Here is a 21923-nt window from a genome sequence, read left to right as displayed (position 1 = left end):
GCCTAGACCCGCCGCAACCCCGGCTTCCCGGCCTCGACGACATAGGACCGATCCGCGGCCAGGGTCACCTTCGAGAAGTCGTACTCGGTGGTGTCCGAAACCGTCATGAAGTCGGCTCGCATCTGCGTTTGCGACGCCGTCACCCGGACATAGCCGCGCTTTCCCCGGGAGTACTTGACGTGCGGGTTGTTCGAGAGCCAGGTCGACGACGGGTCGGTCGCGGTGTCGCTGTTGCTCGTGACCGAGGTCGTCACCAGTTCCGAACCGAACACCGGGTCGCTGTGGTTGAAGTAATCGCGGCGCAGGTCGGCCGCCCAGTGCCGGTGGACGTCGCCGGTCAGCACGATCGGGTTCGGCACCTTGCGGTCCACGATGCCCTTCGCGATCCGGTCGCGGGAGGCCTCGTAGCCCTGCCAGGAATCGGGGCTCTCGCAGGTCGCCTTGTTGCCGTCGCCGTCACGGGTGGCGAAGAAGACCTGCTGGCCGAGGAAGTCCCACTTCGCCGGATGCGTCTCCAGCGCCTTCAGCAGCCACGCCTCCTGCGTCGTGCCCAGGATGCTGCGCGACGTCGACCGCATGTCGGTGCACGACGGTCCCGCCGAGCCGGAGGGGTCGGGCACCTGCGCGTTGCGGTACTGGCGGGTGTCGAGCAGGTGGAACCGGGCGAGGTCGCCCCAGCCGAACTGCCGGTACAGCCGGATCGACGCACCGCTCGGCTTGGCCGTGGACCGGATCGGCATGTTCTCGTAGAACGCCTGGAAACCGGCGGCCTTGCGGTCCGCGGTGGCCGGGCTGGTGGTGCCGTTCCAGTTGTTCATCACCTCGTGGTCGTCGAAGACCACGACCCACGGCGCCATCGCGTGCGCGTTCTGCAGATCGGCGTCGGTCTTGTGCTGGGCGTGCCGCGCCCGGTATTGGGCCAGCGTCGTCACGTCCTCGGTGAAAGCCAGTCTGCGCGGGTTCCGTTCGGCGGCGACGCGGCCGGACTTCCGCTCGTACATGTAATCGCCGAGGAACAGCACCAGATCCGGGTTGTCGGCGAGCATGCCCTTGTACGAGTGGTACCAGCCCTCCTCCCAATGCTGACAGGAGGAGAAGCAGTACTTCAGCTGATTCACCGCGGCACCGGCGGCGGGGGCGGTCCGCGTCCGGCCGACCGGCGAGAGGTGGCCGCTGGTCTTGAACCGGTAGAAGTACTCCCGTCCCGGTGCGAGCCCGGCAGGCTCGATGTGCACGCTGTGCCCGGAGGCCCGGGCCGCGGTCGCGGTGCCCTTCTGCACGACCGAGGAGAACGCCTGGTCGTTCGCGATCTCCCAGTCCACTGGATACGAAGCGTCCGGCATACCGCCGAAACCGTCGGGGTTCAGCGGCGCGGGCGCGAGCCGCGTCCACAGCACGACGCTGTCCGGCAGCGGATCACCCGAGGCGACCCCGAGCTGGAACGGGTCGTGGATGGCGGGCGCCGCCGCCATCGTTCTGGCGTTCGCCCAGGAAGGCACCGTCGACGGCAACGCCGCCGCGGAAACCGCCGCGGCTCCACCGAGGAGTACCGCCCGCCGGTTCACCTGACCCATGAGAATTCAACCTTTCGAAGTGGGGAAAGAACGGGGAGGGATTTCACGCGGCGTAATCGGTGATGCCGCCACTACAGGCTTCGAGGGTCGGATTCGCGGCGGCGTTGGCGACGCAGACCTTGTAATAGACCCACGATCCCTTCGCGACCGGCACGGCCTTGTCGACGTGGGTGCCGTTACCGCCGGAGGCCCATACGTAGAACGGGCCGGCGCCACCCTTCAGCCAGTAGGCGACCACGGCGGACTTGCCGTCGGCGTCCTTGTCGTAGACGAGGAAATGAGCATCCGATGAACGGAACCTCCCCTCGCCCGCGCAGACGCCGGTGGAACATTCGGCGCTGCCGGAACCGACCCCGCAGTCGGGCGCGATCCGCTGGTCGGAGCCGGTGTGGACATAACCGTCCGAAATGTAACCGCCGAGCGCGGGGACGTAGTCCCACAACGTCGTCGTGCCCAGCGGACCGGTGACCGAGGTCCCGATCGTCTGGCAGTCGATGGTCACCGTGGCCCCGTTGTCCACCGTGCGCACCGCGGTCGAAGAGGTACTCGGGGCACGGCGCACGTTCAGTGGATCGCCCGCCGTCTTCACCGTCCCGGTGGCCGCGGCCAGTGCGGGAGTGGCTCCGGCGAGGCCCAAGGCGCCCGCCGTCACCAGCACGAGAAAGAAACCGGCGAGCCGCCGGACACTTGAACGCTTCATGGCTTCAGCGTCGACCGGCGTCATACACATCACGTACAAACGACGACCAGGTGTCTGCACATGCATGCGAATGGATCTAGCCAACGATGGCGGGACGGCAATATTATCGGCGGATATGGGGCTCCTGCCGTATTGGCGGTTTAGGTGACTATTCTCGGGTTTCGCGTTCTCGGGCCGCTCGAAGTGGCGGTGGACGGACAGGTGGTGCCGCTCGGCGGCCCCAAACCGCGTCTGCTGCTGGCCGCTCTCCTGCTCCAGCCCAACGTCGTCGTCTCCACCGAACTGCTGATCGAGGTCCTGTGGCCTTCGTCGGCGCCTCGTTCGGCGGCGGCGAACATCCGCACCTACGTCCATTCACTCCGCAAACGCCTCGCCGACCACGACCCCGAACTCGGGGAACGCATCGGGAGCCGGGCCTCCGGGTACATCCTCAAAGCCGCACCCGGGGAGATCGACCACGTCCGCTTCGGTGAATTGGCCGCCCACGCCCAGTCCGCACTCGGCCGCGGAGAGGCCGAATCCGCTCTCGACCTGCTGGACCAGGCCGAGGCGCTGTGGCGCGGAGAAGTCCTCGAAGGCCTCCCCCACGACCACGGCTGGGGCGCGACCGTGGCCAGGCTGACGGAATTGCGGCTCGCGGTCCAGGAACAGCGGTTGCGGGCCAGGATCGAACTCGGCCGGACCGCCGAAGCCGTCGCCGAACTGCGTGGCCTGGTCACCGAACACCCGCTGCGCGAGGAACTCTGGCAGCAGCTGATCGTCGCGTTGCGGGCCGACGGCCGCACGGCCGACGCGATCGAGGCCTACGAGACGGCCGAGCAGGTCCTGGCCGACGAACTCGGCACCGAACCGGGCCCGCGGCTGAGGGAACTGCGGGCTTCGCTGATCGCGGCACCGTCCGTGAGCCCGGACGCCATGGCCGTCGCCCTCCCCCGGCCGATGGCGCCGGTCTGCCAGCTGCCGCTGGACCTGCCGGACTTCACCGGCCGCGACGGAGTGGTCAGTGAACTCGTCAGCCTCTTCCGCGATCGCCGCGACCAGGGGAAACCCGCGATCGCGGTGCTTTCGGGCGCGCCGGGGATCGGCAAGTCCTCGGTCGCGATCCGGGTGGCGCACGCGGTCCGTGACGATTTCCCGGACGGTCAGCTGCACGTCGACCTCGCCGGGACGTCGTCCTCGCCCCGGCCCCCGATGACCGTGCTCGCCGAGTTGCTCCGCGCGTTGGGCGTCCCCGACGCGGGACTGCCGCGTGAGCTTCCCGAACGCGCGGCGTTGCTGCGGTCCCGGCTGACGATCCTGCGGATGTGCGTCGTCCTCGACGACGCCGGCAGCGCGGCACAGCTCCGGCCGCTGCTGCCCGGCGCGGGCTCCTGCGTGGTCCTGATCACCAGCCGGGTGCGGATGCCGGATCTGGCGGGCGCCACCCCGATCGACGTCGAACTCCTGCCCGAAGCCGAGGCCGCGCGACTGCTCGAGGGCATCGTCGGCACCGAAAGGGTCGCCGCCGAACCGGAGTGCGCGGCCGCGATCCTGCGCCACTGCGGGTACCTGCCGCTGGCGATCCGGGTCGCCGGGGCGAAGCTGACCCATCGGCCCGGCTGGACGTTGCGGGTGCTGGCCGACAGGCTGCGGGACGAGAGACGAAGATTGGACGAGCTCCGCGTCGGTGATCTCGCCGTCCGGGCCAGTGTCACCCTCAGCTACGACCTCCTGCCGATGTCGGCGGCGACCGCGTTCCGCGGCCTGGGCGGCCTCGGCTCGGTCCAGTTCCCCGGCTGGGTGGTCGCGGCTCTGCTCGGCCGCACGCACGGTGAAGACGTCCTCGATGTGCTGGTGGACGCCCATCTGGTCGAGCTCAGCGGCTCGGACGGCACCGGCGAGCCCCGCTACCGCCTGCATGACCTGTTGCGGTGTTACGCCCTCGAACTGCGCGCGCAGGACATCCCGGCGAAAGCGCACGACGCCACGAAACGGGTGCTGGAGGGCTATCTCGCGCTCGCGCTCGAAGCCGCGGACCGGATGCCGATCCACTTCTTCGGGCTCTACCGGGACGACACGGCCGTCCAGCCCGCTCTCCCGCCGGGGACCGCACCGCTGATCGAGGATCCGGCCGCGTGGTTCGCCGCCGAGCGGCACACCTGTGTCGCGGCCGTCTCGCTGGCCGCGGACCTCGGCTTCGACGCGCTGGCCTGGCGGCTCGCCGCGGCGCTGGCGCCGTACTTCGACCAGCGCGGGCACCAGGACGACTGGCTGCACACGCACGCCGTCGCGCTGGCCGCCGCACGCCGGTCCGGCGAGGTCCGCGGTGAGGCGATCATCCAGCGCAACCTCGGGCAGATCCAGCTCTACCAGGACAGTTACGCCGAAGCCCTGGTCGCGTTCGAGCAGTCGCAACTGCTGTTCGACAAGATCGGTGACGCGCGGGGCGCGGCGATCGCACTGGCCGGGCTCGGGACCGTGCTGCGGATCAAGGGCGAGGACACCGTCGCGCTGGAGCATTGTCACGCGGCGCTCGACCAGTTCGCGGCGGCCGGTGATCCGCACGGCGAGGCGGTCGCGCGGATCGCGATCGGCGCGGTGTGGCTGGCGCGGCGCCGGTTCTCCGACGCGGAACGCTGGTTCACCGAGGCGCTCGAGCACTCCGCGCGCATCGGCGACCGGCATCGGGAGGCGCACGCGCTGAAGCGGCTCGCGATGCTGCGCCAGCATCAGGGCAACCTCGCGGGCGCGCGGGAGCGGGTCGACCGGGCGATCGCGATCTTCAACGAACTCGGCGACGACCATTGCGTCGGCTACGCGAACCAGAACCTCGGCGAGCTGTACCTGCACAGCGGCGATCTGGCCCACGCGCAACTGCTGCTGGTCAATTCGCTGAGCGTGCACCGGCGCAACGGGGACCGCCGGTCCGAGGCCGAGGTGTCGCAGTTGCTCGGGGAACTGCACGAGGCGCTGAGCCAGCCCGAACGGTCACGGACGTATTCGGAACGCGCGCTGGCGTTGTGGCGGGAACTCTCCGCGCGGCCGCAGGAATCCGCGCTCGCTTCGCGTCTGCAGGAATCGGCCGAAGCCTCTTACGGCGACTCAGCGAGCGCCTGACCTTTTCTCCCACCGGCACCTGATCGAGGTACACACCGCGATCAGGTGCCGGTTCGCGTTTGTATCGATCGTGTACACGCCCCGGCGAAGCTCCCTTCATGGCAACCGAGAGTGCTCGAAGGGAGACCGGAATGGTCCGGACCGTGAAGGCCCGCCGGGTGATGGCGGCCGTGCTGACTGTGCTGGCCTCGGGGGCGGGCACCGCGCTGGCCGCCGGCCCAGCGAACGCGGCGCCAGAGGGAAGCTGGCGCGCCGACCTGTCCACTGTAGACGGCGACGATGTCAACGTCCGCAGCGATGGTGGCGTGCTGAGCCTCGAAAACGCCGCCTGGCACCGGAAACCCGACTCCATCGGCAGCCAGGGTTACCTGCTGTCGGCCGAGCAGAAGCTCGGCAAGCCGGTGAACCGGGTCACCGCCCAGGTGACCGCAGACACCCCGAAGGGCACCGAGGTCGAGGTCGCCGTCCGCGGCAAGCTCAACGGCAACGACTGGACCGAATGGACGCCCGCCGAGGGTGGCGCCGCCCGGCTGTCCACTTCGGCCTCCACGGTCCAGGTCCGCATCGGACTGCGCACGGTGAACGACGGCGTGACCGCGAAGGTCAGCGACGTCACCCTCCAGGGTGAGCTCGGCCCGCAGGTCAACGCGATCGGCGCGGCCGCCGCCCCGCTGACGTACCGGGTCTTCGCCACCCGCGAAGGCCTCGTCGGCGGCACCACCGCCAACGGGCACGTGATCAAGTCCCGCGACCACTTCGTCGCCCTCCCGTCGGGCCGAGGCCTGGCGCCGAAGAACACCGGCAACTACACCGTGCGCATCTGCCGCACCGACAACAGCCGCTGCGAATACGCGCCGGTGTGGGACGTCGGCCCGTGGAACACCAAGGACGACTACTGGAACCCGTCGGCCACCCGGCAGATGTGGAAGAACCTGCCGCAGGGCAAGCCCGAAGCGCAAGCCGCGTACCAGGACGGTTACAACGGCGGCAAGGACGAGTTCGGCCGCAAGGTGGCCAACCCGGCGGGTATCGACCTCGCGGACGGCACCTTCTGGGACGGTCTGAAGATGACCGACAACGGCTGGGTCAACGTCTCCTACCTGTGGACCGGCTCCGGTCCGACCGGCGTCGTCAGCACGGCGGGCGACCCGATGAACATCCGGGCCTCCGCGAGCACCAGCGCGGCGATCAAGGGCCTCGCGGCGAACTACGCGAAGGTCAACATCGAATGCTACGTCGAGGGTGAGACCGTCACCGGCAAGTTCGGTACCAGCAACATCTGGGACCGGATCGGCCCGGGACACTACATCTCGGACACCTACCTGCGGACCGGATCGGACCTGCCGGTGGCGCCCAAGTGCTCGTAAGGCACTGAACCCTGAACGTGAAGGCCCGGCGCACCCCATAGCGCCGGGCCTTCGCCCTTTAGGCCGCCCCGATCAAGGCGGGCACGACCCGGAAAACGTGTTCCGGCACAATGCGAACATCAGTCCCACTGAGTGACGCAGTTATTCACAACCTTGAATGCTCTTCACAAGCCCGTAATCGTCGTGCGAAACTTCCGTGACGCATTCCCACTGACGAATGGCGGGCATTGTGAGCGTTTCCCGGCGAACCCTGTTGACCACCGCCGCCGTCGCGACCACCGCGATCACTCCGAACGCCGCCGGGGCCGAGCAAGAAGCCGCCGGGCTAAGGACTTTCCGCCGTACGGCCGACTACGCGGTGACCAAGCTGCGGACCGTCGCCCCGGCGTGCCGGCCTTTCCGGAGATCACCCGATTCGAGAAATGGACCTATTCGCAGAACGGCGGCTGGATCGGCGGATTCTGGCCGGGCACTTTGTGGCTCGCCTCGATCTACAGCGGTGATCCACAATTCCGCACGCTCGCCATGGCGTCGGCGGAAAAACTCGCGCCGCGCCAGCACGAGACGCGGGACCACGACCTCGGATTCCTGTTCTACCCGTCGTGGGTGACCGGCTGGCGGCTCACCGGCGACGAGAAATGGCGCACCGGGGCACTCAACGCCGCCGCGTCGCTCATCCAGCGCTACAACGAAAAAGGAAAGTTCATCCGGGCATGGGGCGCGCTCGCCGCCCCCGGCAACGCCGGCCGGGTCATCGTCGACACGATGATGAACCTCGACCTGCTGGCCTTCGCGAGCAAACAGACCGGTGACCGCAAGTACCTCGACATCGCCGTCTCACACGCGAAGACCACCGAACGGGTTTTCCCGCGCCCGGACGGTTCGACCCCGCACGTGTTCGACTTCGATCCGGTCACGGGCGCCGCGATCGGCCCCGACACCGTGCAGGGCTACAGCCCGGCGTCCTGCTGGTCGCGCAGTCAGGCGTGGGCGATCTACGGCTTCACCACGATGTACCGGCGCTCCGGCGACCCGCTGTTCCTGCGAACCGCGCGACGCCTTGCCGACTTCGCGCTGCGCGCCCTGACTCCGGACAACGTGCCGGGGTGGGACTACCTCGCGCCGCAGGCACCGCACGACATCAAGGACTCCTCCGCCGGTGCCGTGCTGGCTGGCGTGCGGCCTGCTCGACCTCGCGAAGGTCGCGAACCGGCCGCAGTACCGCGAGGCCGCGATCCGGATCCTCACCGCGTTGTGCGACACCTGCCTGACCACGAAATCCACCCGTGCCGAGGCGATCATGGCGCGGGGCACGCGCCACCGCCCGGCCGAGGACGGCGTCGAGGTTTCGTTACCCTACGGCGACTACTACCTGCTGGAGGGCATCCTGCGGGTGCTCATGCCGGCGGAGATCGACAAGGCGATCGACCTGTCGAGCGGCTGATCCTCGGCTGGCTGCCTGGTCCCCAATGTCGCATTGGAGACTGCTGATTTATTGACCTACTGTCGTTGGCATGGGTGACGACGACAAGGTTAGCGCTGGTCAGGCCGGTGGACGATGCGATGGAAACCCGCACTGAACGCTTCCTCGATCACTTTCAGTGACCGCTGGCAGGACGTTGAGACCTACTGACAACCACGGCCAGATCTTATCTCCTCAAAGCTCAGCCGCAGCGATCTCGATCCCCACAGTCTCGTACCGCTGTTGGCCGGCCTGAACGAGCTCGCGCCGTGGCTGAGTCAGTGGCACCCTGACGCAGCGCGTGATTACGCCGCGTTCCTCCGCGATTGCATGCATGCAGCGCTTGGCGTTGACCGACTCCGATCTCACCACGTGGCGACCGCCACAACCTCGGCGAGGGCGCCCCCGGAAGAGCGACATCACCCCTCCTTGATGGGTAAGCATGAGGACGACGTCCGCAGTACGGATGATGCGCCGTCAGTGCTGGATATGGTCCGGCTCCTCCGGTTCCCGGTTCGTCGTGTTCGGCCTGCTCGCAGTTGTCACCGAGCACCTCCTGGCGAGTTCGGACGCCGCCGTGGAGTACGTCGGGCGTTTCGCCGCACCGCGCCAGGTTGTCTGCTACTCGAGTTCAACGGCGTTGGCGTCACTCCGAGTATCTCGGACGCGAGAGCAAACCAAGCTTGTGCGTCGGCGCCGTTGCGGTCGTCGGTCCACATGAGCGTGCCATTCTGCCCGCCGCCCTCATCGTGCGGAAAAATGCCGTTGTCCGCGTACCAGATTTTCTTGAGCTCCCACTTCCTTGCGTAGTCGGGGAGGTCTAGCAATCCGGCGTGTTCCCAGTAGATAGTGCGACCATCACTGGCAGCGATCGTGAAGTCCGGAAGGATAACCCTGCCGTCCTCCCCGGTTAGCGACTGCTCGTAGTACCACTGCCCTGGAACCAGCTGTTCGAGCAGTCCAGCGATGATCACCTCGTTCTTCGACGCCATCGGTACACCGCCCGCCGACACGTGCAGTAGCTTTCGGTCGAAGCGCCGGGTAGTTCCACGAATCTCAAGCGTTGTGGGGTGCGGTGGAGAGAAAAGGTCGGTGAGGCGCCGAGCAGTTTCGGAGTGCCAAGGCTGGGCAAGGTCACGCAGCTCGGCGAGCGTGCCCTCGTGCAGGATGACTACTTTGTCTTTTTGCCTGGTGAGAGCGGTGTACATGAGTTCGCGCGACACCTTGGCACGAGCCGGCAGAATCAGGAAAGTCGTGCCGAACTCCGATCCCTGCGCCTTATGAACAGTGACGGCCCAGGCCAGCTCCAGCAGCGCGTCATCCGAGTCCGTTGGCCAGTAGGGGTATTCGAATCCGGGTTGCGAAGAGAACTCGACACCGAGACGGAGCTTGTTCTTCGGTGCCTTCTTCGCCGGTGTGACGAATCCGATCGCGACGCCGATCTCCCCGTTGGCCACGTAGTTCATCGCGCCCTGTTTGGGGAACGCAGTCAATCGCTTGTTGGTGGTCTGCATGACCTTGTCACCGCGAACGATCAGCTCTGGTCCGATCGGCCTCGGGATGTTGCCGCCGCGGCTGTCTCTTTGCGCCCACGCCGTATCACCGACACGGTAGGTCCGTTTGATGTGACGGTTCAGTTCGACTGTGCCGAACGCGCGAGACCTCGTCGGGGCGAGAACCTGCCAATCCTCAGCACGTTGGCCGGCGCCAATCTGCCAGTTGAGGTATTCACCGTTCACCACGCCGCCGTAGGTGAGAGCGAAGGCGCGTGCCGGATCAGTGTGACCACCGAGAGGAAGATTGTGTTCGAGTTCGTCGGTCAATGCCTCGACAGCGGTCCGGTCGCTCCATGACACGTACCGCAGAGTGGGCAAGTTTGGGTTGGTCGCGAGCTCGTTCCAGATCACCTCGTCGCCAGCGCCCCGGGTGTCACTACCGAACCACGCCGCCAGCTCGAGGTCATGGCGGATGCCGTGACTGCCGTCCGCCAGCTGGCGCCGGGGTACCTGCAACTCGACGTAGCCCGGCGCGACCCGCATCCAGTCTCTGAACTTGTCCGGCCGCAGCTCACTGACGAGGTCGACAAACGGACGTCCCGCCCCGATCGGCGGAAGCTGCCGAGGGTCACCGACCAGGACAAGTCGTTTGACTCCGGACAACGCGTCAAGTGTCGCGGCTAACATGTCTTCGGTGAGCATCGAGGCTTCGTCGATGACGACAAGAGCGTAGTTCTGACGTGGCTGCTGGTCACCCCAAACGAGGTACCGGCCCGTTTCACCGTCGTAACGCTGCGTGGCGCTGAGGTAGGACGCGAGAGTCTTGGCAGGGAAGCCGACCTTTGTTTCGAGCTGGACCTTGGCCTTGCCCGTCGGCGCGAGCAACAAGATGTTGCCGTTGGCCACGCCGGGATACGCTACTAGCGCGCGGAGCAGCGTCGTCTTCCCAGTGCCGGCCGGGCCGATCAACACGGAAAGCGGGGCATCATGCAAGGCTGAAAGGCCCACGGCTTTCTCAGCGCGAGCACGCTCTTCCCGTTCGTCCAAGGCTCCCGTCACATCTTCGTTCTGGCTCAGCGCACGATCCAGAACTTGCCGGGAATCCGAAACAGTGCCGAGGTTGGGACGGCTCCGCTGTGCCGCGACCCAATCCCGGATCATGACAGCTGTGTCTTCGAAGCGAGATAGCTTATACGCAGGAGTCCCGTCGCTGAGCGCCACACTGGTCAACGGCGACCACTCGTCCCATTCGTGGATGCCGTCATGGTCGAGGTCGAGGCCGGCGAGGATCATCTTGGTCAGGTTGGGCGGCTGAGCGAGCGGCATCTCGTTGGCCAATGCGATCGCCTCACCTTCCGGCACAACGGTGTCTCCCTGCTGACCCTGCCGTTCGAGCACGTCGGTCAGCAGTGCTTCCACCCGGCGCCTATCGAGGTGTCCTTCCAGTTCCACCTCGTCGGGAACCGGCGGCTTCCAGGACACATGCGCCGCCGGGAACAAGGCCCGATCCACGGTCGTAACGGCACGTGCTCAGGAATGCCATACGTGCAAGTGACCGCGAGGTAGGGGTTCTCGAGGAGGTCCTCGGCGGCGATTTCGACCTCGGTGGCACCGCTCAGCAACATATGTACTTGTGCCGGGGAGATGTCGAAACCGGAGAGTAAGCGCAGCACAGCCTGGCGTGCGGACGGGACCCTGTTCCAAACCCGGCTCTGGATCGCGCCGATATGGGAGCGGATCGATGCTGGCGTTTCCGACGGCTTGGCAAATACGGCGTCGAGAAGGTCCCAAGGACCCGCGTCGCCGGCTTCCTCGAACACCGTGCGCGCTGCAACGTAGGGCTGCTGGACGCCGATCATCTTCAGCACGCCTGGCAAGCCCGGCGTGGGACCTCGCAGTTGCCAGAGCCGGTCGATCTGCGCTTGCAGCCATGCTCGCCCGGCAGCGGGAACATCGATACCCAGCTCCCGCATCCCGTCCGCCGCCGCCTGCAACGCGCTCAGCGCTTCGATCGCCGCATCGTCCGACATATGTTCCGTGACATAGGAGAACTCGACGTCACGTCCCTCCGGCGCCCATGCCAGCGCCTTCTCGACCTCGACGTCGTCGTCCATCAGCCCGATGAGCTGCTGATATGGCAAGAGGATCCCGTCCATCATGTCGGCTCGCAGAGAGTGCTCGATGATCGTCTCCCACATGGAGGACAGGAACGGCGGGTTCCCGGACTGCTTCCACATCGGCGGTGGAGTGATCCGGGTGATTCGAGCGGCTCCGACCAACAGGCGATCCACGCGTTGCTCCTGCAATGGCGAATGCTTCAGGTACGCGAAGACCAGAGAATCATCTGGAGAGACTGGTTCGAAGAAAGCATCCATGATCGCGCGCTGGTTCGCGCTGTCCATCGTCCACACCGGCGAGTAATTCAATGCCGCGTCCGCTGTCTCCTCTGCCCTTGGGTCGAACAGCGGAACCCGGTCATGACCGATCTCCTCCGCGAAGGACTCGCGGTTCATCCAGCGGAACGGGATGGCTTCGAACGCGTACCCCGGGACGGTGACCGCGGTGTCGTAGAGCTTGCCGCGCAGCGCGGAATTGTTACGGTACGGGTGTTGTTTAACTATAGTGTAGCCGAGCGCTGACATGAACGTCGCCCGCTCGCCGAGACAGGGCAACCGGTTCTGATCAAGCGTGTCGATGGACGCCCCGGCGCTCTCAGCCTCGAACAAATCGTCCCGGCGCTTACCCACAGTGGCGAGCAACGTGCAGGATGAGTTTCCCAGCGGGTCGTCGCAAACGAAGCTGTCCCAGGGACGGTCCCGCCACGGAACCCTCATCGACAAATGCTGAATACCGGCCACTCACCAGGTTTAGCACCTCCGGCCGCGGTACGGAAATCAACACGACGGTTCGTCGGCATGTGACATACACAGCGCCTCACCCGCCTCTACCTCACAGCCGTCCATCTTGTCGTGAGCCGTGAACAGCAGAGGGGGACCAAGCGTGCAGCGGCGGGCCGACGAGTCGGCGAAGTCGCTGGGCATTTCACGCCACCGCGTATAGGAGCTGTCAACCTCCACCATTCCGGGGACCGCCCTGACCTCAGCGAAATCCGTCAGAGAATCTCGCACCGGCGTGCCCGAGACGAGCCCGAGAGGTCCGAAACAGTCCGACACCCGGTGGCACATCTAGACACCTCGGACACCTCGCGGCCAGAGAAAGGTTTCGCCCGGCACTACTCGACACCGTCGACACGCCCAAGTGCCGACTCTTAACCAGCGGGTTCGGGGTTTGAGTCCCTGATGGCGCACAGCAGTAAACCGAAGCCCACCGACGGTTTCATTCACGATTTCCGGGCGGCCTGCGCGAAACCCGGCCGGCACACCTGCTCGAACCTGAGGTCGGACACCAGCACCGGGGCACCGGTGGCGAACGCCTCCCCGTCCTGCCCCTCGCCGACGGTGTCCTGCGCTTCCGCCAGATCGGCGGCCCATGGGTCGCCGGCGCCCAGCACCGCCTCGGCGTGCGGGCCACCCCGCAACGCCAGAATGGCCGCGTCCACCTGGTCGAAAGCCTCCACACAGACGAGACAGACGGTCTGTGCCCAGCTGTCACGGCGACCCGCCACATCCTCGGCGGAGGCGATGGCCCGCATAACGGTCCCCGATGCCGCCCATCCACCGCCGCGCTCCCTTGTCCGCCGTGGGCCAGAACCATCAACCCTACGTAGATGCCGCCGAGGACGGGAGCTTCGTCCTGGCGGCGGGGTTCAGCGCCGGGCGAGGACGCGCTTCGCCAGCCAACCGGCGTAGACGGCCAGTCCGGCGACCCCGGCCTTCCTGGTGGGACCGGCCGCGATCGCCAGACCGATGGCGAGTTCGGTGGCGCCGTTGCGATAGGTCCAGTTACGGACGTCGTCGGCGAACGCCATCCGCGTGACGGGTTCGAAGGCCGCCGGAGCGGCGAAGTGGGCGAGTCCGGTCGCGGCGATGCCGAGGCCGAGGACCTGGCCGGTGCGTGAGGACATGGATTGCCTTCCTTGTTCAGTCGAGGACGCCGGCGCGGCGCCAGAGCCGTCGGCTCGGGCCGCCGATGAGGCCGATCTCGGTGAAGTATTCGACGGCCTTGGCCGCCCACGACGCCTTGGTCCGGCGCCAGTGCGGGTTCGCGTCGGCGACCTGGCGGGCTTCACGCGGATCGAGTCCGACAGCGGTGTATGCCTTGGGGTGCAACAGCTCCGACGTCGCGACGTAGGCCATGACGGCGATCGTCCAGCGGATCAGTTCGCGGCCGACGCGGCCGTGCCGGGCCCACGCCCGGCCCAATTCGTCCTTGGCGAAGCCGATGTGGCGTGCCTCTTCGATGACGTGGATCCGGGAGATCATCCGGATCATCGGTTGCAGGCCGGGGTCGCGCATCATCTCACGTTGCATGCCATCGGCGAGTTCTTCGACGTAGATGGCGCCGGCGAACAGCAGCGCCGGACCGCAGATCGCGCCGAACACCTTGCCCGCGCGGTGCGCCGAGCGGCTCGGGCGCCGGACGACGCCGCCGGTCTTCGCGATCGAGCGGGCGAACATGGTGCTGTGACGGCATTCGTCGGCGATCTCGGTGAGCGCGTACTGGGCGTTGTGGGTCGTCGGGTCGCTGTTGTAGACGTGCCGGACGAGGCCCTGCATGAGGATCAGCTCGAACCAGATACCCGACGCCGCCGCGGCCGCGGCCTCTTGACGGCTCAGCTCGGCGCGCTGCTCTTCGTCGAGACGCTCCCACAATTCGGTGCCGTACAGGGAACATCGTTCCGGCGCCTTGCCGTACGCCCCGTCGACCAGCGGTGCCAGCCAGTCGACGTCGACGTCCGGGTCGTAGGAAAGCCGTGCGGAGGAGCGCTGCAGGCGCTCGGCGACACGTTCGCTTTCGGCGTTCGCGGTCATGACGACCTCCTTGGGTTCGTGTGCTCCGGCAGCGGTCCGCCGCCGTCCGGGATGACCTGTCCGGAATCGCGGTAGGCCACCGCCTCGTGGAAACCATCGCGTTCGGCGAATTCGCGGAACCAGCGGCCTTCCGGGGTGTGCCGGGTGATGCCGTCGAAAAGCGTCGCGAGCGTCTGCGTGCCGGAGAGGCCCATGTTGTCGTAGGCCTGGTTGATCATCAGCTTCTGCATCACCAGCTGGTTCGTCGGCACGCCCGCCATCCGGTCCGCCAGTTCCTCGACGGCGGCTTCGAGCCGTCCGGGGTCCACCGCTTCGAGCGCGAGTCCCCAGTCCGCCGCGGTGGTGCCGTCGATGGTGTCGCCGGTGAGCAGCATCCGTTTCGCGCGCTGAGCACCGACGCGGTAGACCCACATCCCGGTCGTCGGGCAGCCCCACACCCGTGCGGGCGGATAGCCGATACGCGCGTCGGCCGCCATGATCAGCACGTCGCACGACAGCGCGATATCGCTGCCGCCGGCGATCGCGTGTCCCTGCACCTGGCAGATGGTGGGTTTCAGCGACCGCCACAGGCTGAAGAAGTCGTCGGTGTTGCGCTTCATCACCCGGTAGTCCTTGACCGGATCCCAGACCGGTCCCTGGTTCCAGCGGCCCTCGGCGTCTTCCTCCGCGAACTGTTCGAGGTCGTATCCGGCACAGAAGGAGCGGCCTTCGCCACGCACCACGATCACGCGGGCCGCGTCGTCCTCGTTCGCCCGTTCCACGGCCTGCCGGATCTCGCCGGGCATGACGTCGTTGATCGCGTTGAGCCGCTCGGGGCGGTTCAACGTCAGGTAGGCCTTCCGGTCTTCGACGCGGTAAGTGAGCGTCTCAAACTCCATCGGAGCCGCCCAGCGCCCGAAGGGTGAACGTGACCAGATGCGGGATCGTGTCCGGTCCGCTTTCCCCGGCCAGGGGTCCGACCAGCATTTCCGCGCCCGCGCCGACGAGCGCCGCCGCGGTCGCTTCCGCGTCCTGCGGGGGCAGCAGTCCTTTTCGGACGCCGTCGGCGATGTTCCTGGCGATGATCTCGCGGAACGCGCGGCGGAAGACCAGCCGTTCGGCCTCCACCACGGCGTCGACCGGTTCGGCCAGCAACGCGTACGCCAGCCTCGGCGCCTTCAACGCCCGGCCGGCGAAGGTCTCGATCACCGCGACCACCCGCTCCCGGACGTCACCTTCGGCCGCGGCGGCCTCGACGGCGTCGACCTCCCGGGAGACCACCTCGCGGAAGACCTCGACCACGAGGTCGGCCTTCGACGGGAACTGCCGGTACACGCTGCCGGTGCCGACTCCCGCCCGTGCCGCGACCGCGGCCATGGAGCAGCCCGCGTAGCCGGTCTCGGCCAGCAGCGCGATGGCCGCGACCAGGATCTCCCGTCGCTGGGAGTCCAGTCTTGCCTGGGTCTTCGGGGTCCGTCGGTACGGCACGTCAAAGAGTGAAGCACGGATTCCGCACTTCAGCAACGCCCGGCGCGAAGATCCGCGGAGGACCGTTTCAGTCCGTCACCCCCATTTCTTCCATGAACAGTTCGTGATCCACCGCGGTGGCCGCCACGAAACCCATGGCGGCCGCGGTCACCACGAACGTCATGCCCGAGGGACTCGATTCCCGCCGCGCCAGGTCGCCGACCGCCTGGACACCCGGCACACCGGTGAAACCGGCGTCGTCGACCCGCACGGTCCCGTCGTCCTGAATGACACAGCCCAGCTTCTCGGCCAGCGGGTCGGCCTGCCGCGTGGCGGCGTGCAGGAAGACCGCAGCGCACTCCACCGGGTCGCCGTCGCGGAACGTGACCCGTTCGACGGCGTCATCGGGTCCCTCCACACTTCGCACCGGCTCCGTGCGCACACGGACGGCACGTTTGCCCAGGATGTCCTCGTCCTCGGCGGACAACGGGATACCGTTGGTGCACAAAGTGACCTCCGAACCCCATCCGGTCAGCTGAGCGGCGAACAACACGTCCTGCCGCCCCTCGATGGCCAAGACGGCCAACGGCCGATCCCGGACCTCCCAGGCGTGGCAGTACGGGCAGCCGAGCACACTCTTTCCCCAGCGTTCGGCCAGCCCCGCGATCCCAGGCAGGTCTTCGACCACTCCGGTGGCCAGCACGATCCGACGCGCGTGCACCGAGTCGCCGTCCTCCAACCGGACGGTGAATTCGCCGCTGTCGCCTTCGACGGCCTGAACCCGGCCTTCGCGCAGGCTGACCGTCGGGTACTCCCGCAGTTGCTCGCGGCCGGCCGTCCGCAGCGCGTCCGGGGTCATCCCGTCGCAGGCCAAGAGACCGTGCACCCCCATGGCCGAGGAGTTACGGCCCGGCCCGCCGTCGATCACCAGCGCGCTGCGCCGGGATCGGCCGAGCACCAGCGCGGCGCTCAGCCCGGCGGGCCCGGCACCGATGATCACCGCGTCATATTCGGCATCGCGCACGACATGCCTCTCTGTTCGGGAAGTCGGGGCAGCACCCACATACCCATTGCCGTCACGTTCACACCGGTTCGGCGGGATGCCCCGAAACGCGCTGCCGACCTCGGGGTCGGCACGGGATCACGGAGAAGCGGAACCCGTACTTCGCGACGCTTGGGCTGCGGGTCGGCTCGCACCGGGCAGCCCTGCCCACGGGAGAGGTCACCAGGTTCGAACAGCCGACGCCGGAACTCACCCGCGGCGAAGGTCTGATGACCACCGAACCGGCGGGCCACCGGCCAAGGGTTACCCCGAATCGGCCAATGCCACGCCAGCCGGAACGAGTACGTTCTGGTGGTCGGCGAAATCCGCCGTCCGAGGGAAAGGGCCATGATGGATCAGTTTCGCGACACCGCTTCGGCGTTGCGGGAGCTCACGGAGTCGATGCGGCTCGACGAGCCCCGTGACGAGTTGCTGGAACGGGTGGCGAAGAAGGTGGTCGGCCTGCTGCCGGGCGCGGACGCGGCGACGGTCACGCTGTACTCCGGCGACGAGCCCAGCACCGTCGCCGGCACCGACGATTCGCTGCTGCCCCTGGACAAGGCGCAGTACAGCTCGGACGAGGGCCCCTGCCTGAAAGCCGCCGAAAGCGGTGCGATCGTCCGGACCCGGCTGGACGGCGAGACGGCCGAACGCTGGCCGGATTTCACGGTCGCCGCCGAACAGCTCGGCGTGCGGACCGTGCTGGCCTGTCCGCTGTTCGTCCCCGACGAATCCCACCTCAGGCGGCGCGAGACCGAGTCGCTGGCCGGCGCCCTCAATGTCTGGAGCTTTCAGGAGAACGCCTTCGACCCGGTCGAGGCGGCCCTGGTCGCGATGTTCACCTCGGCGATCTCGGCGATCATTTTGACCGCGTCCCGCTGGGCCGCCGCCGAACGGCAGGCGGACACCCTGGTCGCCGCGTTGGAGACCAGGGACGCCATCGCCACCGCGAAGGGCATCGTGATGGCACGTCTGGAGCTGAACGCCGAGGAAGCCTTCCGCTGGCTCACCGAGGCGTCGCAGCACACGAACCGCAAGATCCGGGAGATCTCCGTGTTGATCGCCGAGGACCCGAGAGCGGTCTTCGGCCGTTAGCCCAGCGAGATCCGGCGGTTCTCGCGGGACGACTCGAGGCCGGCTTCCGCGAGCCGGATGCCACGCACCCCTGCCATGAAGTCGTAGGGATGCGGCGCGTCCTCCACGACGTGGCGGACGAACTGCTCCCACTGGGCGCGGAAACCGTTGCCGAAGTCCTCGTTGTCCGGCACTTCCTGCCACTGCGAACGGTACGACCGCGTCTCGGCGAGGTCGGGGTTCCAGACCGGCTTCGGGGTGGCCTCCCTCGGCTGGATGACACATCTGTGCAGCCCCGCGACCGCGCTGCCCTTGGTGCCGTCGACCTGGAACTCGACCAGTTCGTCGCGGTGGACCCGCACGCACCAGGACGAGTTGAGCTGGGCGATGATCCCGCCTTCCAGCTCGAAGATCGCGTACGCGGAGTCGTCGGCCGTCGCGGCGTACCGGTCCCCCTTCTCGTCGACGCGCTCCGGGATGTGCGTGACGGCCTTCGCGGTCACGGCGTTGACGGCACCGAAGAGGTTCTCCAGCACGTAGTTCCAGTGGCAGAACATGTCGACGACGATGCCGCCGCCGTCTTCGGCGCGATAGTTCCAGCTGGGCCGCTGCGCCGCCTGCCAGTCGCCCTCGAAGACCCAGTACCCGAACTCGCCGCGCACGGAGAGGATCTGGCCGAAGAAGCCGCTGTCGATCAGGCGCTTCAACTTGAGGAGGCCGGGCAGGTACAGCTTGTCGTGGACGACGCCGTTCTTGACCCCGGCCGTTTCGGCGTGCCGTGCCAGGGCGAGCGCGCCTTCGACCGACTCGGCCACCGGCTTCTCGGTGTAGATGTGCTTGCCCGCGTCGATGGCGCGGATGATCGACTTCTCGCGGACCGCGGTCAGCTGCGCGTCGAAGTAGAGCGGGAGGTCGTCGTCGCCGAGCGCCGCGTCGAGATCGGTGGTCCAGCGGGTGAGCCCGTGCCGGGTGGCGATCTCCTCGAGTTTGTCCGCGTTGCGCCCCACCAGGACCGGCTCCAGCTGGACCCGTGACCCGTCGGCCAGCCCGACCCCGCCCGCCTCCCTGATCGCCAGGACCGAGCGCACCAGGTGCTGCCGATAGCCCATCCGCCCGGTGACGCCGTTCAGCACGACGCCGATTTTCCGCGTGGTCATCCGTTCTCCTTTGAAAGCGCTTTCCTGACCACATCCTGAAAGCGCTTTCTCATACTGTCAAGACCGATGCGAGGAAAGTCCCTCCGGCTCAGGACGCCGGGTCGTAGGCGCGGACGGCGTCGAGGTACTCGGTGATGGCGTCCCGGTTGCGCAGCAGACATTCGGCACGCCGGGTCATCCGGTCGCGTTCGGCCTCCAGGGTCTCGAGCATCTCCCTGGTCGCGTCCGGGAAGTAGATCTGCCGGGGTTTGTCCAGGCACGGCAGGATCTGCTTGATGATCCGGGTCGGCAGCCCGGCGTCGAGCAGGCCGCGGACCTGGATGACCCGGTCGACCGAAGGCTCGTCGTAGTCGCGGTAGCCGTTGGCCTGCCGCTCCGAGATGATGAGACCCTGCTCTTCGTAGTACCGCAGCAGACGGCGCGACGTCCCCGTCCGCTCCGAAAGCTCTCCGATCCGCATGTGCGCCACCTCACCTCGTCCGACTTGACCTTCACATCTATGTGATGGTTCGAGCATACGGATCATGACTCCGAAACTCCCACTCGGCGCCTTGCTCGCGCTGACCACGGCGGCGTTCGTCACCGTCCTCACCGAAGCTTTGCCCGCGGGCGTGCTGCCCGCGATGAGCCTCGGCCTCGGCGTCGGCGAAGCGGCGACAGGGCAGCTGGTGACGGTGTACGCGATCGGCACCGCGCTCACCGCGATCCCCCTGTCCGCCGCGACGGCGGGCTGGCGCCGCAAACGCTTGCTCCTGGCCGGAGTGGCCGGTTTCGCCGTCGCCAACACGGTCACGGCCCTGTCCACGAACTATCCCCTGACCCTCGGCGCGCGGTTCGTCGCCGGAATCGCGGCGGGCGTGGTCTGGGCGCTGCTGACCGGTTACGCCCGGCGGCTGGCGCCGGAATCGATGCGGGGCAAGGCGATCGCCATCGTGATGACCGGCATCCCGCTCGCGCTCTCCCTCGGCATCCCCGCCGGCACCTTCCTGGGCGGCCTCTTCGGCTGGCAGGTGACGTTCTCGCTCATGTCGGCGCTCGCGCTCGTCCTGCTCGGCTGGATCACGCTGGCCGTGCCCGATTTCCCGGGGCAGGACAAGGGCGGCAGGCTCCCGGTGCGCAAGACCCTCGCCGTCCCCGGCGTGGCCGCGGTCCTGTTCGTGACGCTGACGTTCGTGCTGGCGCACAACATCCTCTACACCTACATCGCCACCTTCCTCGAGCACGTGTCGATGGGCGGCTCGATCGATCGGATCCTGCTGGTGTTCGGGCTGGCGTCGATGGTCAGCATCTGGTTCGTCGGCCTCCAGATCGACCGGCGACTGCGTCCGCTGACCGTCGCGGGCACCCTCCTCGTGGCACTCGGAGCGACGATTTTGGCTCTGCTGGGCGAAAGCCCGGCGCTCGTCTACGTCGCCGTGACGCTGTGGGGACTCGGCTGGGGCGGGATCCCGACGCTGCTGCAGACCGCGGCCGCGCAAGCGGGTGACAAGGGCGGCGCGGCGGACATCGCGCAGGCCATGCTGGTCACCCTGTGGAACGCGGCGATGGCGGGCGGCGGGATCGCCGGTGGTGTCCTCCTCGACGGCTTCGGCGCCGGTTCGTTCCCGTGGAGCGTCCTGGTGCTGCTCGTGCCGACGCTGGCCGTGGTGCTGGTGGCGCGACGGCACGGGTTCACAGCGGCAGTTCCGGATGACTCCGGATCGCCTCGAGAACCAGGTCGACAGCGGCGCGAGGCGCGGACCCGCGCCTGATCGCCGCGGTGATGGCGCGGTCGACCGGCGTCGCGAGCTCACGGGTGGTGACGCGGTAGCGCCTGTCGACGGCGAGGCCGGGCAGGAGAGCGATCGAAAGCCCGGCCTCGACGTGCTGCAACGTCATCATGTAGTTGCTGAACCGGGCGATCACGCGCGGCTCGAAACCGGCTTCGCGGCAGAGCCGGGTGGCGAGGTTCGCCATGTACGACCGGGGGATGTCGAACGCCCAGGGCTCGCTCGCGTAGGCGGCTAGGTCGGCGGGGCCCCGGCCCGCGGCCGGATGACCGGGCGGGACGACGAGCACGATCGGATCGGTCGCGAGCGGTACGAGCTCGATGTCGGAGCCCAGCGGCTGCTCGACGAAGTCCGTGGTGGTGATGATGACGTCGGCGTCACCGACGCGGAGCGCGGGCATGCTCACGTGCGGTTCGAGTTCGAGCAGTTCGATCTGCAAGCGCGGATGCGAGCGCGCCAGCCGGTTCACCGCGGGGACGGCGATGGTGTGGATCGAACTCTGGAAGGCGCCGAGGCGGACGAGCCCCGCCGGTCCCTCACCGAGACCGCGCAACTCGGCCTCGACGGTGTCCATGTGGTCGAGGATCTCCCTAGCGCGGCGGGCCAGCATCCGCCCCGCCGGGGTCAGCCGGACGCGGCGGCCGGTGCGTTCCAGCAGCTGGGTACGCGTCTCGGCCTCGAGGACCGCGAGCTGCTGGGACACGCTCGACGCGCTCAGGTTCGCCGCCTTCGCGACCGCGCGGACGGTGCCGAGCGTGTCCAGCCTGCTCAGCAGGCCGAGCCTCCAGGGGTTGAGCATGGACGCCATT

At 67.7% G+C, this 21923-nt stretch carries 18 protein-coding genes; 5 read left to right on the top strand and 13 right to left on the bottom strand.

Annotated features, from left to right (window positions below; genetic code table 11):
• Window positions 1-2: 2 nt before the first annotated feature.
• Entirely contained in the window at window positions 3-1574 is a 1572-nt protein-coding gene (locus ACZ6DT_RS25940; protein ID WP_465599772.1) for an alkaline phosphatase D family protein, read from the bottom strand.
• Window positions 1575-1617: 43 nt separating this feature from the next.
• A complete protein-coding gene (locus ACZ6DT_RS25935; protein WP_465599770.1) occupies window positions 1618-2274 on the bottom strand; it encodes an SH3 domain-containing protein in 657 nt (218 codons plus the stop codon).
• 144 nt (window positions 2275-2418) lie between these two features.
• On the opposite strand from ACZ6DT_RS25935, the gene ACZ6DT_RS25930 reads away from it, so the two are divergent.
• The 3 genes from ACZ6DT_RS25930 (at window position 2419) to ACZ6DT_RS25920 (ending at window position 8228) form a co-directional block, all read left to right on the top strand.
• Complete coding sequence (locus tag ACZ6DT_RS25930; RefSeq protein ID WP_465599768.1) at window positions 2419-5370, top strand: AfsR/SARP family transcriptional regulator; 2952 nt, start codon at window positions 2419-2421, stop codon at window positions 5368-5370.
• Between the two features lie 131 nt (window positions 5371-5501).
• Window positions 5502-6737, top strand: a complete 1236-nt coding sequence (locus ACZ6DT_RS25925; protein ID WP_465599766.1) for a hypothetical protein — start codon at window positions 5502-5504, stop codon at window positions 6735-6737.
• Between the two features lie 387 nt (window positions 6738-7124).
• Window positions 7125-8228, top strand: a complete 1104-nt coding sequence (locus ACZ6DT_RS25920) for a glycoside hydrolase family 88 protein (protein WP_465599764.1) — start codon at window positions 7125-7127, stop codon at window positions 8226-8228.
• A gap of 513 nt (window positions 8229-8741) precedes the next feature.
• On the opposite strand, the gene ACZ6DT_RS25915 is transcribed toward ACZ6DT_RS25920, so the two are convergent.
• The 8 genes from ACZ6DT_RS25915 to ACZ6DT_RS25880 all read right to left on the bottom strand — a co-directional run bounded on the left by ACZ6DT_RS25915 (window position 8742) and on the right by ACZ6DT_RS25880 (window position 17096).
• On the bottom strand, window positions 8742-11207 hold the full coding sequence (locus ACZ6DT_RS25915; protein WP_465599762.1) for an ATP-dependent DNA helicase: 2466 nt from the start codon (window positions 11205-11207) through the stop codon (window positions 8742-8744).
• Window positions 11099-12553: a hypothetical protein gene (locus ACZ6DT_RS25910; protein ID WP_465599760.1), complete on the bottom strand. Its 1455-nt coding sequence runs from the start codon at window positions 12551-12553 to the stop codon at window positions 11099-11101. The genes ACZ6DT_RS25915 and ACZ6DT_RS25910 overlap by 109 nt, the downstream gene beginning before the upstream one ends.
• Window positions 12554-13035: 482 nt before the next feature.
• Window positions 13036-13347 carry a hypothetical protein gene (locus ACZ6DT_RS25905; RefSeq protein WP_465599758.1) on the bottom strand — a complete coding sequence of 104 codons (312 nt, stop codon included), beginning with the start codon at window positions 13345-13347 and terminating at the stop codon, window positions 13036-13038.
• 114 nt (window positions 13348-13461) lie between these two features.
• The gene (locus ACZ6DT_RS25900; protein WP_465599756.1) at window positions 13462-13719 is read right to left on the bottom strand and encodes a hypothetical protein; all 258 of its coding nucleotides are present in this window, start codon (window positions 13717-13719) and stop codon (window positions 13462-13464) included.
• Window positions 13720-13735: 16 nt separating this feature from the next.
• Window positions 13736-14626, bottom strand: a complete 891-nt coding sequence (locus ACZ6DT_RS25895; RefSeq protein ID WP_465599754.1) for an AurF N-oxygenase family protein — start codon at window positions 14624-14626, stop codon at window positions 13736-13738.
• Entirely contained in the window at window positions 14623-15504 is an 882-nt protein-coding gene (locus ACZ6DT_RS25890) for a crotonase/enoyl-CoA hydratase family protein (RefSeq protein WP_465599752.1), read from the bottom strand. Before ACZ6DT_RS25890 ends, ACZ6DT_RS25895 begins: the two co-directional genes overlap by 4 nt.
• Window positions 15494-16093 (bottom strand): TetR/AcrR family transcriptional regulator, encoded by a 600-nt coding sequence (locus ACZ6DT_RS25885; RefSeq protein ID WP_465599750.1) that lies wholly within the window; start codon window positions 16091-16093, stop codon window positions 15494-15496. The genes ACZ6DT_RS25890 and ACZ6DT_RS25885 overlap by 11 nt, the downstream gene beginning before the upstream one ends.
• A 67-nt stretch (window positions 16094-16160) precedes the next feature.
• On the bottom strand, window positions 16161-17096 hold the full coding sequence (locus tag ACZ6DT_RS25880; RefSeq protein WP_465599748.1) for an NAD(P)/FAD-dependent oxidoreductase: 936 nt from the start codon (window positions 17094-17096) through the stop codon (window positions 16161-16163).
• A gap of 369 nt (window positions 17097-17465) precedes the next feature.
• Here ACZ6DT_RS25880 and ACZ6DT_RS25875 point away from each other — a divergent pair, with 369 nt between their 5' ends.
• The gene (locus tag ACZ6DT_RS25875; protein WP_465600047.1) at window positions 17466-18209 is read left to right on the top strand and encodes a GAF and ANTAR domain-containing protein; all 744 of its coding nucleotides are present in this window, start codon (window positions 17466-17468) and stop codon (window positions 18207-18209) included.
• Here ACZ6DT_RS25875 and ACZ6DT_RS25870 read toward each other — a convergent pair.
• Both ACZ6DT_RS25870 and ACZ6DT_RS25865 read right to left on the bottom strand, forming a co-directional pair.
• Window positions 18206-19345, bottom strand: a complete 1140-nt coding sequence (locus ACZ6DT_RS25870; RefSeq protein ID WP_465599746.1) for a Gfo/Idh/MocA family protein — start codon at window positions 19343-19345, stop codon at window positions 18206-18208. The genes ACZ6DT_RS25875 and ACZ6DT_RS25870 overlap by 4 nt on opposite strands.
• A gap of 88 nt (window positions 19346-19433) precedes the next feature.
• The gene (locus tag ACZ6DT_RS25865; protein ID WP_465599744.1) at window positions 19434-19805 is read right to left on the bottom strand and encodes a MerR family transcriptional regulator; all 372 of its coding nucleotides are present in this window, start codon (window positions 19803-19805) and stop codon (window positions 19434-19436) included.
• Between the two features lie 64 nt (window positions 19806-19869).
• Here ACZ6DT_RS25865 and ACZ6DT_RS25860 point away from each other — a divergent pair, with 64 nt between their 5' ends.
• The gene (locus tag ACZ6DT_RS25860; RefSeq protein WP_465599742.1) at window positions 19870-21096 is read left to right on the top strand and encodes an MFS transporter; all 1227 of its coding nucleotides are present in this window, start codon (window positions 19870-19872) and stop codon (window positions 21094-21096) included.
• Here ACZ6DT_RS25860 and ACZ6DT_RS25855 read toward each other — a convergent pair.
• On the bottom strand, window positions 21017-21913 hold the full coding sequence (locus ACZ6DT_RS25855) for a LysR family transcriptional regulator (RefSeq protein WP_465599740.1): 897 nt from the start codon (window positions 21911-21913) through the stop codon (window positions 21017-21019). The genes ACZ6DT_RS25860 and ACZ6DT_RS25855 overlap by 80 nt on opposite strands.
• Window positions 21914-21923 lie beyond the last annotated feature (10 nt).

The sequence above is a fragment of the Amycolatopsis sp. NPDC041971 genome (genome assembly GCF_055588925.1).
Note: the sequence above shows the minus strand (reverse complement) of the source record. Positions and strands in the feature narration are given on the sequence as shown.